General features: G+C 72.1%; 10 protein-coding genes. 4 read left to right on the forward strand and 6 right to left on the reverse strand.

The window, feature by feature from the left end:
• Positions 1 to 41 precede the first annotated feature (41 nt).
• Positions 42 to 695, forward strand: a complete 654-nt coding sequence (locus FXF51_RS48090) for a GntR family transcriptional regulator (RefSeq protein ID WP_187414980.1) — start codon at positions 42 to 44, stop codon at positions 693 to 695.
• On the opposite strand, the gene FXF51_RS48095 is transcribed toward FXF51_RS48090, so the two are convergent.
• Genes FXF51_RS48095 through FXF51_RS48115 form a run of 5 tightly spaced genes read right to left on the reverse strand, consistent with a single transcriptional unit; the run spans position 667 to position 4,610 of the window.
• Positions 667 to 1,590, reverse strand: a complete 924-nt coding sequence (locus FXF51_RS48095) for a DMT family transporter (RefSeq protein ID WP_148441527.1) — start codon at positions 1,588 to 1,590, stop codon at positions 667 to 669. The genes FXF51_RS48090 and FXF51_RS48095 overlap by 29 nt on opposite strands.
• Entirely contained in the window at positions 1,587 to 2,378 is a 792-nt protein-coding gene (locus FXF51_RS48100) for an amino acid ABC transporter ATP-binding protein (protein WP_148441528.1), read from the reverse strand. Before FXF51_RS48100 ends, FXF51_RS48095 begins: the two co-directional genes overlap by 4 nt.
• A 4-nt stretch (positions 2,379 to 2,382) precedes the next feature.
• Complete coding sequence (locus tag FXF51_RS48105; RefSeq protein ID WP_148441529.1) at positions 2,383 to 3,228, reverse strand: amino acid ABC transporter permease; 846 nt, start codon at positions 3,226 to 3,228, stop codon at positions 2,383 to 2,385.
• Entirely contained in the window at positions 3,215 to 4,072 is an 858-nt protein-coding gene (locus FXF51_RS48110) for a transporter substrate-binding domain-containing protein (RefSeq protein WP_148441530.1), read from the reverse strand. Before FXF51_RS48110 ends, FXF51_RS48105 begins: the two co-directional genes overlap by 14 nt.
• Before the next feature lie 40 nt (positions 4,073 to 4,112).
• Positions 4,113 to 4,610: a gamma-glutamylcyclotransferase gene (locus FXF51_RS48115; protein WP_148441531.1), complete on the reverse strand. Its 498-nt coding sequence runs from the start codon at positions 4,608 to 4,610 to the stop codon at positions 4,113 to 4,115.
• Between the two features lie 91 nt (positions 4,611 to 4,701).
• Between FXF51_RS48115 and FXF51_RS48120 the strand changes: the two genes are divergently transcribed.
• Both FXF51_RS48120 and FXF51_RS48125 read left to right on the forward strand, forming a co-directional pair.
• Positions 4,702 to 5,145, forward strand: a complete 444-nt coding sequence (locus FXF51_RS48120; RefSeq protein WP_222871802.1) for a VOC family protein — start codon at positions 4,702 to 4,704, stop codon at positions 5,143 to 5,145.
• Positions 5,146 to 5,230: 85 nt separating this feature from the next.
• Positions 5,231 to 8,113 carry an ATP-binding protein gene (locus tag FXF51_RS48125; RefSeq protein ID WP_148441533.1) on the forward strand — a complete coding sequence of 961 codons (2,883 nt, stop codon included), beginning with the start codon at positions 5,231 to 5,233 and terminating at the stop codon, positions 8,111 to 8,113.
• A 6-nt stretch (positions 8,114 to 8,119) separates the two neighbouring features.
• On the opposite strand, the gene FXF51_RS48130 is transcribed toward FXF51_RS48125, so the two are convergent.
• Positions 8,120 to 11,527 (reverse strand): M28 family peptidase, encoded by a 3,408-nt coding sequence (locus tag FXF51_RS48130; RefSeq protein ID WP_148441534.1) that lies wholly within the window; start codon positions 11,525 to 11,527, stop codon positions 8,120 to 8,122.
• 256 nt (positions 11,528 to 11,783) lie between these two features.
• Here FXF51_RS48130 and FXF51_RS48135 point away from each other — a divergent pair.
• A partial coding sequence (locus FXF51_RS48135) for an AfsR/SARP family transcriptional regulator (protein ID WP_148441535.1) occupies positions 11,784 to 12,908 on the forward strand: 1,125 nt, incomplete at its 3' end.

A 12,908-nucleotide genomic window follows, 5' to 3' on the forward strand; every position in this document is an offset into this window, starting at 1 on the left:
TATACAGACGTGTGACCCACCCTAGGAGCACCATGGCCGCAATGCCCGAGCGTAAGAGCCGCCGCACCGCGGAGTTCATGGCTGACGTCGTGCACGAGCGGCTGCGCGACGCCATCCTGGCCGCCGAGTTCCGGCCCAACCACCGGCTGGTTGAGGAGGAGCTGGCCGACTGGCTCCAGGTGAGCCGCACCCCGGTGCGCGAGGCGCTGCTGCGGCTGCGCCAGGAGGGGCTGGTCGTCCAGCGCAAGGGCTGGTTCGTGCGCGACCACGCGCCGGAGGAGATCCTGGAGATCATCGAGGCGCGGGCCGGCATCGAGGCGCACGCCGCCTACCTCGCGGCCGAGCGGCTCGACGGGGAGCGGCTGGCGCGGCTGGAGCAGCTCATCGAGCAGATGGAGGCGCCGGGCATCTCGCGGCCGAAGCTCAACGAGCTGAACAACGAGTTCCACGAGATCATCACCGACGGGGCGGGCAACTCGCTGGTCGTGCAGTTCTACCGGCGCACCAAGGTCAACTACTGGAACTTCAACCAGCCCGTGGTCTTCACCCCGGCCGACGACGAGGTGGTCAACACCCAGCACCGCGAGCTGGTCGCGGCCATCGCGGCCAAGGACGCCGAGACGGCCGCGCGGGTGGCGCGCGCTCACGTCAACAACACCACCCGCATCATCGTGACCGCGCTCGGGCTCGGCTGACCAGCGCCGGGCCGAAGCCGAAGGTCAGCAGGCCGAGCAGGATCACGGCCAGCGCCAGCCACTGCCCGGCGCCCATCGCCTCGTCCAGCACCAGCACGCTGAGCAACAGCCCGACGAACGGCTGCAGGTAGGTGTTGACCGAGGCCGCCGTCGAGCCCCACCGCAGGATGAACCGGAAATAGAGCAGGTATCCGGCGGCCGAGGCGAGCAGACCCAGCTCCACCACGGCCAGCACGGGCAGGAGTGCCGGGCGCGCGAGTGAGAAGTTGCCCGTCAGGACGGTGGCCGGCCCGAGGTAGAGGGTGGCGGCGGTGAGCTGGCCGCAGGCGATGACGGCCGGGTCCAGGTGCGGGAGGTGCGCGCGGGTGTAGACGTTGCCGGCCGCGAAGATCGCCGAGCTGGCGACGACCGCGAGCGGCCAGAGCCCATAGGCCATGGAACCGGCCGCGGGACCAGCCTCGGGGCCGGCCGACAGCGCCGTCATGCCGAGGAAGGCGACGGCGATCCCGGCCAGCCGGGGGAGGCTGAACGGCTCCGCCCGCGTGACCAGGCTCGCGATCAGGAACACGAACATCGGCGTGGTCGCCGACAGCACGACCGCCGTGGAGGAGGTGACGTGCTCCTGCGCCACCGTCAGCAGGGTGAACGGCAGCGCGATGTTGAACGCCCCGAGCAGCGCCAGATGCCCGAGCAGCCGCCGGTCGCGCGGCACGGCCAGCCCGCGCACCCGTACGACGACGGCCAGCACCACGGCGGCCAGCGCCATCCGGCCGAGCACGATCATGTACGGGTTGAACGACCTGAGGGCGATCGCGGTGAAGAAGAAGCTGGCTCCCCAGATCGACGTCATCACCGCGTAGAGCCCGTAGTCCCTGGCCGTGCCGCGGACGGTCATGCAGGGGCGTCGTTCCTGCTGGTCATCCTGGCCAGGAAGGCCCTGGTCCGCTCGTGCGCGGGCGCGTTAAGCACCTGCCCGGCCGGCCCCTCCTCGACGATCGTGCCGTCCACCATGAAGACGATCCGGTCGGCGATGTCCTCCACCAGCGGGATGTCGTGGGTGGCCATCAGCATCGTGCACTCCTGCCTGGCCAGGTCCCTGATGACGCCCGCGACCTCGACGCGCAGTTCGGGGTCGAGCGCGCTGGTCGGCTCGTCCAGCAGGATCATGCTCGGGTCCATGGCCAGCGCCCTGGCGATGGCCACCCGCTGCTGCTGGCCGCCGGAGAGCTGGCGCGGGTAGTGGTGCTCGCGCCCGGCCAGCCCCATCCGGCCGAGCAGCTCGGCGGCCCGCCGCTCCGCCGTCGCCCGGCCGGCGCCCAGCACCTGGCGCGGCCCGTAGGCCACGTTCTGGACGGCGGTCATGTGCCTGAACAGGTTGAAGTGCTGGAAGACCATGCCGATGCGGGCCCGCTGCCTGCTCGCCTCACGGTCGCCGAGCGGCTGCAGGTGGTCGCCCACCCTGCGGTAGCCGATCAGCTCGCCGTCCACCTCGACGCTGCCGGAGTCGATCAGCTCCAGGTTGTTCACGCAGCGCAGGAACGTGGACTTGCCCGCCCCCGAAGGCCCGATGAGCGCCACGATCTCGCCGTCGCGGACCTCCACGGACACGTCCTTGAGCACCCGGGTGGCCCCGTACGACTTGAACACGTGCCGCGAGCGCATCTTGACCGGTGCCTGTGTCATGGCGTCACCTCGCAGGGAACTTGCGCTCGAGGACGTGCTGCAGCACCGTGATCAGCGCGGTGAGCAGCAGGTACCAGAAGGCCGCGACGAGCAGCAGTTCGAGATACTTGAAGTTGGTGTAGTAGACGCGGCTGACCGAGAGCAGGATCTCCGAGTACCCGATCGCGTACGCCAGCGACGTGTTCTTGATCATCAAGATGTACTGGTTGCCCACGGCGGGCATCACGATCCGGAACGCCTGCGCCAGCACGATCTGCCGGGTGATCTTTCCGCTGGGCACCCCGAGCGCGCGGGCCGCGTCGCGCTGCCCCTGGTCCACGCCCTGGATGCCGCTGCGGATGACCTCCGCCATGTACGCGCTCTCGGCCAGCGTCAGCGCGAACAGCCCCGCCAGGAACGGCGTGAAGAACGCGCTGGCCGCCTGGTCCTCGATCAGCACGATGTCCGTGAACGGGATCGACAGGCTCACCCGGCCGATCACCCGCGGCACCGCGAAGAACCAGATCAGCAGTTGCACCAGCATCGGCGTGCCGCGGAAGACGAACACGAAGCCTGCCGCCGCGGCCCGCAGCACCGCGTTGTCGCTGATCCGCAGCAGCGCCACGCCCGTGCCGAGCACGATGGCCAGCGCCGTGCTGAGCGTGGCCAGGGAGAGCGTCCCCCAGACCGCCTCCAGGATGGCCGGCCCGAACAGGTAGCGCCCGACCGTGCTCAGGTCGAACACGCCCGAGCGCAGGAACGGCAGCGCGACCAGGGGGATGACGACGATGACGGCGCAGGCCTGGAGGATCTGCCCCCAGGGCCTGGGCCGGCGTACGGGGAGGTAGACCTGCTGGTCAGGGCTTGGCATCGAGCTGCCCGTTGTACGCGGGCCGCTTCAGCCCGCCGACCGTCAGGTTCCAGTTGCCGAGGATCTTGTCGTACGTGCCGTCCTTGATCATCGCGTCGAGCGCGGTGTAGACGGCGTCGCGCAGCTCCGGGTTCTTCCCCTTCATGAAGGTGAAGTTGATCAGGTAGTCGACCAGGTGGTAGTCGGTGGTGGCGAACTGGCCGGGGTTCTCCTTGACGATGTACTGCGCCTGGGCCAGGTCCGGCGCGTACGCGGAGATGCGCTCCGACAGCAGGCCCTGGAGGCCGAGCGGCGTCGAGGTGTAGTGCTCGACCTCGATCTTCCCGGCCGGGCAGGAGGCGTTCTCCTTCTCCACGGCCTTCTCCAGCGTGGTCGAGCCCTCCAGCATGCCGAGCTTCTGGCCGCACATGGCCTGGCCTGTCGCGTACTTGCCGGCGTCCGCCTTGCGGACCAGGAAGGTCGCGCCGGACTGGTAGTAGCCGACCATGTCGACCTGCTGGAGCCGCTCGGGGTTCGGGCTCATGCCGCCCGAGCCCATGTCGAACTGGCCCGCCTGCAGCCCGGCGATGATCGCCGAGTAGTCGACCTGCACCCACTGGGTGGTCAGGCCGAGCCGCTTGGCGATCTCGTCGACGATCTCCACGCCGAAGCCCCGCAGATCCTGCGAGCCCTCCGCGCGGAACTCCCCTGGGATGTACGACTGCTGCGAGCCGATCATGAGGACGCCCTGCTGCACGGTGGGCACCTTGGCGCCCTGCTCGCTCGCCCGCGGCTGCCCGCCGCCGTTGGAACAGGCGGCCAGCACCAGGACGGCGGCGGCGGCCACGGCCGGGAAGAACCTCATCCTTGTCTCCCTGCGTGAGGTGGTCGGGGGGTGGGAACCGCTAGCGGGAGTCGGCGGAGCGACCGGGCTTGCCGGCCGGCGCGGGACGGTCGAAGTCGGGGCAGTCGGCGGCCTCGTCGAAGGTCCGCCGCACCTCGGCCTGGTAGTCGGCGGGGAAGCTCTGCTCGGCCAGGCCCTGGGGGACGCGCTCCCAGTAGAAGCGCGGCGGCCGCATCCGGATGCCCGGCCGGCTGAGCACGTAGGTGAAGCAGTCGTAGTGCTCGCCGTCGTCACCCCGCACGGTGAGGAACACGATGTCGAAGTCGTCGAACTCGTCCTTCAGATGCGCGTCGTCGACCTCGAACACGATGCCCTGGGCGGCCTTGCCGTACGTGCCGGTGTCCGCCAGGTGGCACCAGCCCCGGTCGGTGCGCTCGCCCGCCGCGCGGAACTGGATCTGCCGGTTGACCGCCTTGGCCTTGGTCACCGCAACGGCCTCGGGGAGGTATTTCCGCAGCTCGGACTCCAGCAGGTAGGTGCAGTAACCGAAGTAGTACATGGCGCTCTCCAGGGGAAACGAGGCTGTATGTGTTACCGTACGCCAATCTGTATACAGCCATTCCTCGCTTTCCGTCCAGACAGGAGAACTCGTGATTCCGCTCTTCAGGCAGCTTCACCACGTGTGCGTCGTCGTCGCGGACCTGGACCGGGCCGTGGCCTACTACGAGAGCGTGGGCATCGGACCGTGGTTCGACTACCCGAAGGGCGGAGCCTACGTCGAGTACGACGTTCCCAACGCCGAGGCCTCCGCCGCGATGCGTTACAAGTGCGCCGACCTGGACAACGTGCAACTCCAGCTCTGCCAGCCGTCCGAGCTGGACTCGCCGCAGCGGCGCTTCCTGGACTCGGTTGGGGAGGGCGTCTATCACCTCGGCTTCGAGACCCCCGATCTGGCGCGGGCCGAGGAGCAGGGGCGGGAGGCGGGGCTGGGGATCGTCGCGCGGGGGCGGCGGGCCGACGGGTCGGGGTTCTGCTACTTCGACACGCGCTCCGGCGCCGGGGTGACGCTGGAGGTCCGTAAGACCCAGGCCTGACCAATCAACCAATGGACGAATCAGTGAGAAGCCAGCACACTCGCGAGGTGTATGGAGAGAACCTGCCACTGTTACGGAGACCCCGATGGCAAGCCTGGCTTCTCCTGCGCTGGTCGGGCGGGACGCCCCGCTGCGATTACTCATCGGCGCCATCACCTGCCCGCCCGCCGTCATCCAGGTGCAGGGCGAGGCGGGGATCGGCAAGACCAGCCTCGTCCGAGCCGCCCTCGCGGAGTCTGACAGGACCGTGCTGATCGGTCACTGTCACCAGATCCGCGAGCCGTTCCCCTACGGGCCGGTGTTCGACGCGCTGCGCCACGTCGCGGCGGCCCTGCCCGGCCGCGACCGGCTCAGCCCCGTCACCGGCGCGCTGCGCGGCTACCTGCCCGAACTCGCGGGACACCTGCCGCCCGCGCCCTCCCCGCCGCCCATGGACGACCCGCGCGCCGAGCGGCACCACCTCTTCCGTGCCGTGCACGCGCTGCTCAGCGCGGCCGGGCCGGTGGTGCTGGTCGTCGAGGACCTGCACTGGGCCGACGACGGCACCCGCGACCTGCTGCGCTTCCTCACCGACCAGCCGCCCGACGGGCTGGCGCTGGTGGTGACGTTCCGGCGGGAGGAGCTGCCGGTGGCGGGGCTGCCGTTCGGGCACGCCTACCGCCGGGCGCCCGGCGTGCGCAGCGAGGTGATCTCGCTGACGCCGCTGGACGTGGAGGGCGTGCGCAGGCTCGCCGGAGCGCTGCTCGCCTCCAACCCCGGCGGCGCGCACCCCGGCGTCACGTTCGCCGCCAAGCTGCACGAGCGGACGGCAGGGGTGCCGTTCGTGATCGAGGAGGTGGTGCGGTCGCTGCTCGACGACGAGGGCCGCCTGCCCGAGCCCGAGGCGCTCGACCGGATGGGCGTGCCTGTGCTCCTGCGCGAGGCCATGGCCGAACGCCTGACCGGGCTGTCGCCCGCCGCGCTGCGCGCCGTCCGCGCCGCCGCCGTCCTGCGCCTGCCCGCGGACGAACCCCTCATCAACACGGTCTCCGGCGAGCAGGGGCTGAGCGAGGCGTTGGAGGCAGGGGTGCTGCGCGAGCACCCCGAAGGCCTGTACGGCTTCCGGCACGCCCTGGCCCAGCAGGCCGTCTACGACGCCATCCCCGGCCCGGACCGCAGAATCACCCACCGCCGCGCCATGGCCGCGCTGGCCACGCTCGACCCGCCGCCCCTCGTCCAGCTCGCCCACCACGCCCGCCACGCCGGCGAGGTCGCCGCGTGGCAGCGGCACGGCAGCGCCGCGGCCGACCACGCCGCCGCCATCGGCGACATCCCCCTGGCCGTCGAGCTGCTCGAAGGGCTGCTCGCCGACCCCAAACTGCCCAGACAGGCGCGCGGCCCGCTGGCGCTGCGGCTCAGCCGCGTCGCCGCCATCGGCCTGTCGCACCGCCGCGTCGTCCGCATCCTGCGCCACCTGCTGTCCGACGACTTCCTGTCCCGGCAGGTGCGCGGCGAGGCCCGGCTCAACCTCGGCGTGCTGCTGTCCAACCAGGCGGGCGCGATCACCGCGGGCCGCCAGGAGATCCTCGCCGCGCTCCCCGACCTGGCCGACAGCCCCTGCCTGGCCGCCCGCGGCCTGGCGCTGCTCGCGATGCCCGTGTGGGGCGGCGAGCCACTGGCCATCCACGAGGAGTGGATGGCGCAGGCCGAGAAGCTGCTCGTGGAGGACCAGGACCCGGAGCTGACCGCCGCCGTCCAGGCCAACAAGGTGAGCATGGCCATGCTCGTCGGCTCCCCCGACGCGTTCGAGCTGGCCGGCACGCTGCCCGTCAACGACCCGTCCATCGCCGTGCGCAGGCAGGTGGCGCGCGGCTACTCCAACCTGTACGACGCCGCGCTCGCCCTCGGGCACTACCCCGCGGCCGGCCGGTTCGGTGAGCGGAGCAGGCGCGTCGCCGAGGAGACCGGCGCGCTCTACCCGGCGTTCCTGGTCGAGATGTCGTCGATCCGGCTCGACCTGCTGACCGGCCGCTGGGCGGGCCTGCGCGAACGGGCGCTGGCCGCCGTCGAGATGACGTACGAGGCGCCGCTGCTCGCGGTCGAGGCGCGGCTCGCGCTCGGCGTGCTCGCCCTGGCCCAGGGCGATTGGGACGAGGCGGGCGAGCACCTGGAGGCGGCGGGGGTGCGGGACCTGGACTCCGGGTTCCTGCCGGTCGCCGTGGCCGGGTCGAGCGGGCTGGTCGAGCTGCACCTGACCAGGGACGCGCTGGAGCCCGCCCTGGCGGCGGCCGACCTGGCGGTGACCCGGTTGCGGCGCAAGGGGGTGTGGGTGTGGGGCGACCAGCTCGTCCCGGCGGCGGTCGCGGCGTTGCTGCGGGCCGGGCGGGCGCCGGCGGCGGCCGGGCTGGTCGCGGAGTTCGCGGCGGGCATCGAGGGGCGGAACGCGCCGTCCGCGCACGCCGGGCTCGACCTGGCGGAGGGCTTGCTGGCCGGGGACGCGGGTAGCTTCGACGAGGCCGCGCGGTGTTACGGGCGGGCGCGGGCGGCGTACCTGGCGATGCCGCGCCCGTACGCGGCGGCGCGCGCGGCCGAACTGGAGGCCTCGGCACGCCTGTCCATCCCCCGGCAGAACCGGGGGCGGGCCGCCGGTCTGATCGCCGACGCGGCCGAGCGGTACGCCGCCCTGGGCGCCACCCACGACGCCGCCCGCTGCCGCCGCCTCCTGCGCGACCTCGGCCCCGACCGCCCGCCGGCCCGCCGCGCCAGGAGGACCGGCGACGGCGTGCTGTCGCCGCGCGAGAGCGAGGTGGCCAGGCTGGTCGCGCTCGGCCGGACGAACAGGGAGATCGCCGAGGTCCTGTACCTGTCGCAGCGCACGGTGGACACGCACGTGGCCCGTGTGCTGCAGAAGCTGGGCGTGCGCACGCGCGCGGACGTGAGAGAGCCCCGGCCGGAAACCCGGCCGGGGCCCGTCACCCCCGAGTCGTGAGGCCGCCTAGACCGTGATGCTCCACGAGTCGAGGTAGCCGGTGTCGCCGGCGTAGACGTCCTCGATGTCGAGCACCCACGTGCCGGCCGCCTGCTGGCTCACCGGGACGGAGAACGTCCTGGTGCCGTAGGCGGTGCAGGTCGTGCCGCCGTACCGGTCGACCGCGTACCAGGTGCCGTTCGGGCCGCGCAGCCAGATGTCGAGGTCCTCCGCGCAGGTGTGGCTGATCGTGATGGACAGCCGGACCGGCGTGGTCGCGGTGCCCGTCGCGGTGGAGGTGATCGAGCTCTGGGTGTTGCTGAAGTCGGCGATCGGATAGTTGGTGCCGTTGGTGAAGGTCCTGCCGCCGGACGTGCCCTGGACGGTCAGCGCGTACGTCGTCGTCCGCGTGGCCGTCTCGCCCGTGCCGGTCACCGTGACGGTGTAGCTGCCGGCCGGGGTGGTGGGCGCGGTCGAGATCGTCAGCGTGGCCGAGCCGCCCGAGGTGACCGAGGCCGGGTTGAACGTGGCCGAGGCGCCGGTCGGCAGGCCGGAGGCCGCCAGGTTCACGGTCTGGGCGGTGCCGGCCGTGGTGCTGGTGCCGATGGTGGACGTGGCCGCCGAGCCGGCCTGCACGGTGCCGCTCGCCGGGTTCGCCGAGATGGCGAAGTCACGGGTGGGCGGGGTGCCGCCGACCGCCTGCTTCCAGACCGCGTACATGGCCGCGTCCGCCGCCCTGTCCAGCACGGTGTCGTTGATGTTGGTGGTGGTGTCGCAGGCGGCGTGGTAGCAGGAGTCGTACGCGCGCCCTGCCGTGCCGCCCCACTTGGCGGCCTGCGCCGAGGTCTTGGTGGCGCTGGCGCCGGCCGCGACGCCGGAGCTGGCGATGCCCGCGTTGCGGAAGGAGGCGTCGTCGGAGCGGTTGGCGCCCTCGACGTTCTCCTCGGGCTGCAGGCTCAGCCGGTCGTAGAACTCCTTGAGGTAGGCGGCCCCGGTGGTGTTGATGTTGTTGATGAAGTAGCCGCCGTTGGTGGAGCCCGTCATGTCGTAGTTGTAGTAGACCTGGATGCGCTGCCGTTCGGCGGCGCTGAGCGAGGCCACGTAGTACTCCGACCCGTTGAGCCCCTGCTCCTCGTCGGTCCACCAGCCGAACCTGACGTGCTTGGCGAGCGTCGGGTTGCGCTGCGCGAGGGTCAGCGCGACTTCGAGCAGGTTCGCCGAGCCGGAGGCGTTGTCGTTGATGCCCGGCCCGGCCGCCACGCTGTCGAGGTGCGCGCCGGACATGATGACCTGGTTGGCGTCGCCGCCCGGCCAGTCGGCGATCAGGTTCGGGCCCGCGCCGCTGCTGCAGTAGGTGGTGGTGCAGCTCTGCCTGACGACGGTGTAGCCGGCCGCGCGCAGCCTGTCCTCGATGTACGTCACCGACTGCAGGTAGCCGTTGCCCGTGGACCTGCGGGTCCCGCCGTTCGCGGTCGCGATCGACTGGAACTGCGTCAGGTGCGCCTTGATGTTGGTGAGGCTGATGTCCGGCGGGTCACCGGGGTTCGGCCCCTGGCCGACGGTGAGCGTGTAGGTGGCGCTGTGCGAGGTCGTGCCCGCTCCGGTCACGGTGATCGGGTACGTGCCCTGCGGGGTGCCCGAGCCGGTCCGCAACGTCAGCGTCGAGGAGCTGCCCGAGGTCACCGACGTGGGGCTGAACGTCGCCGTGGTGCCGGACGGCAGGCCCGAGGCCGACAGGTTCACGGTCTGCGCGCTGCCCGAGGTGGTCTGCGTGTTGACCGTGGCCGTGACCTGCTGGCCCGGCGTCGCGCTGCCGGACGACGGGTTGAGCGTGAGCGAGAAGTCGTTGCCCGGGGTGCCGCAGGCGGGCTCGCCGGACGCCGCCGCCACGCTGACCGCGCTCCAGGCCGCCTTGGTGGTGTTGCACTGCGCGCTGTTCGCGCCGAACAGCTCGATGGCGGCCGCGACGGAGGCGGCGCGGACGTTCGTGTAACGCCAGGTCGAGGTCTTGCGGGCGAGGGCTCCCATGAAGATCTTGCCGGCGTTCTGGACGCCGACGCCGGTGACCGACGAGGGGCCGCCTGAGCAGATCGGGCTGGTCGGCTTGCCGCCGCCCGGGTTGTTGCCCTCGGCCAGCAGGTAGAACCAGTGGTTCAGCGGGCCGGCCGCCGCGTGCACCTCGGTGCTCGGGATCGAGGAGGACCAGCAGTTCGGGTCGCCAAGCGCGCCCGGGTTGTACATGTTGCGGATCGGGCCCTGCCCGACCAGGTTGACCTCCTCGCCGACCAGGTAGTCCGGCGGGTCGTTGGGGTTGTTGGCGTAGTGCTCGGTGAGCGCGCCGAAGATGTCGCCGGTGCCCTCGTTGATGCCGCCGTTCTCGTTGCCCGAGCCGGCGCCGCCCGGGGTGGTCTGGAAGATCGCGTGGCCGTACTCGTGCGCCACCACGTCGATGGGGGTGGCCTGCGCGGTGTTCGCCTGGTTGTGGCCGAAGTTGGTGTAGCTGCCGTTCCAGTAGGCGTTGACCTCGTTCAGCCCGACCCTGGCGGGGAAGCCGCGGCCGCTGCCGTTGATGCCGTTGCGGCCCAGCCAGTCGCGCAGCATCTCCCACTCGCGCTGCACGCCGTAGAGCGCGTCCACGCACGCGGTCTCCAGGTTGGTGCCCGAGCCGTTGCCCCACGCGTCGTCGGTGCCGGTGTAGGCGCTCCCGTTCTGCCCGCCGCACTGGATGCCTGGCCTGGTGGTGTCGGTCATCGAGTACGAGCTGCCCGAGCCGCTCGTGCCGATCGTCACCTGGCCGTTGTAGTAGCCGTTGCCGGTGCCCGCACGCACGAGGTCGTAGGAGTCGGCGACCTTGCCGGTGCGCGCGTCCACGAACACGTGCTGGATGCTCGGCTGGCCGGCGGCGATGCCGCTGACCACGGCCTCCCAGGTCAGCCGGGGCCGCTCGCCCCAGGCCAGCACGACCAGGCGCGGCTCGGCCGTGTCGTCCACCCGCTCCAGCCGCGTCGTGGCGACCTCGGTGGCCCGCTCCGCGCTGATCCTGGCCCTGGTCGGCACGTTGTCCGGGCTGGGCCCGGACGCCGCCACCGTGTCCCTGACGTTCCCCGCCGCGTCGGTGACCACCACGGCGTCGCCGCCGACCATGGGCAGTCCCTTGTACGTGCGCTCGTACGCCACGTAGTACATGTCGCTCGCGCCCGGCGTCACCGAGACCCTGCTGTACGCCTCGTCCGGACCCCTGGTCAGCTCGTCGACCTGGCTGGAGACCGCCTTGTCGGCGACCGCCGCCGCGAGCGAGGCGGGATCGGCCGCCAGCGCGGCCGTCGGCGTGTTCTGCTGCTTGGACGCCCCGGGAGGCGCGGCGTTCGCGGGTGACACCACGGTCGCGGCCGTGGCGACACCCACGAACGCGGCGAGTAAGGCTTTGCGTTTCACGGCTGTCTTGCTCCTTTCGGCGGTTTCCCTGGGCCGCCGGGCACCTGTGGGCGCGCGGCGGCCCGCGCGTAACCCGGGATCTCCTGGGTTCGCAGTGGTGACAGGGAAATGGGGGGTGACGGGAAAGCGACCGGACCGTTTCGCCTTGTTGCCCGCCGACGCTAAGCCCTGCGTGACGGCGGGAAAATACGTATGTGCATCGGTAGGCATACCGATAATTCCGTTTCGCCTGGTGAGGTGGGGGACAATCGGACGCGTGCACTTCGGCGTCCTCGGCCCGCTCGCGGTCTGGCGCGCCGACGGCGACCCGATCGCCGTCGGCGGCCCCCGGCCGCGCGCCCTCCTGGCGATGCTGCTGCTCGACGCGGGACGGCTGGTCAGCGTCGAACGCCTCATCGACGGCCAGTACGGCGACCGTCCCCCGTCCGGTGCGGCCAACGCGGTGCAGGCCCAGGTCTCCCGGCTCCGGCGGCAGCTCCCGTCCTCGCTGATCGAGTTCCACGGGACGGGCTACCGGCTCGCGGCCGAACCCGACACCGTGGACGCGCACCGCTTCGAACGGCTCGCGGGCGAAGGACGCAAGCTCCTCGCCGCCGGGCTGCCCGCCCAGGCCGCCGCCGTGCTGCGGGACGGGCTGGCGCTGTGGCGCGGCCCGGCGTTCGCCGACGTCGCCGACGCGCCCTTCGCGGGGCCGGCGGCGGTGCGGCTGGAGGAGCTGCGGCTGGCCGCCACCGAGGACCTGTACGAGGCCGAGCTGTCGCTCCCCGACGCCCGCCCCTCGGCCGGGCTGCGCGAGCTCGTCGCCGCCCATCCGCTGCGCGAGCGGGCCCGCGGTCTGCTCATGCGGGCGCTGCACGCGGGCGGGCGGCAGGCCGAGGCGATGGCCGCGTACGAGGAAGGGCGGCGGCTGCTCGCCGACGAGCTCGGCGCCGACCCGTCGCCCGAGCTGGCCGCCCTGCACCTGGAGATCCTGCGCGGCACCCGGGAACGCGCCGCCGTCCGCCGGGCCGGGCTGCCCGCGCAGCTCACCAGCTTCGTGGGGCGGGAATCGGAGCTGTCCCGGCTGGCGGCTCTGCGTGCCGCCCGGCTCGTCACGATCGTGGGGCCGGGCGGCACGGGCAAGACCCGCCTGGCCATCGAGGCCGCCACCCACCACCCGCCGTCCTCCGCCGGTGGGGTGACGTTCGTGGACCTGACATTCGTGGACACCTCTCGCAGTGGTGTGCCGGTCGGTGGAGCGGCGGTCGGTGGAGCGGCGATCGGCGGGGCGGCGGTCGGTGAGGCGGCGGTCGGTGAGGCGGCGGTCGGTGAGGCGGCGGTCGGTGAGGCGGCGGTCGGTGAGGCGGCGGTCGGTGAGGCGGCGGTCGGTGAGGCGGCGGTC

The sequence above is a fragment of the Nonomuraea sp. PA05 genome, assembly GCF_008086045.1.
GTDB lineage: Bacteria > Actinomycetota > Actinomycetes > Streptosporangiales > Streptosporangiaceae > Nonomuraea > Nonomuraea monospora.

Bases quoted from the DNA above. Each gene is read 5' to 3' on its own strand.
- FXF51_RS48090 (WP_187414980.1), top strand. From the start codon at position 42: ATGCCCGAGCGTAAGAGCCGCCGCACCGCGGAGTTCATGGCTGACGTC.
- FXF51_RS48095 (WP_148441527.1), bottom strand. From the start codon at position 1,590: ATGACCGTCCGCGGCACGGCCAGGGACTACGGGCTCTACGCGGTGATG.
- FXF51_RS48100 (WP_148441528.1), bottom strand. From the start codon at position 2,378: ATGACACAGGCACCGGTCAAGATGCGCTCGCGGCACGTGTTCAAGTCG.
- FXF51_RS48105 (WP_148441529.1), bottom strand. From the start codon at position 3,228: ATGCCAAGCCCTGACCAGCAGGTCTACCTCCCCGTACGCCGGCCCAGG.
- FXF51_RS48110 (WP_148441530.1), bottom strand. From the start codon at position 4,072: ATGAGGTTCTTCCCGGCCGTGGCCGCCGCCGCCGTCCTGGTGCTGGCC.
- FXF51_RS48115 (WP_148441531.1), bottom strand. From the start codon at position 4,610: ATGTACTACTTCGGTTACTGCACCTACCTGCTGGAGTCCGAGCTGCGG.
- FXF51_RS48125 (WP_148441533.1), top strand. From the start codon at position 5,231: ATGGCAAGCCTGGCTTCTCCTGCGCTGGTCGGGCGGGACGCCCCGCTG.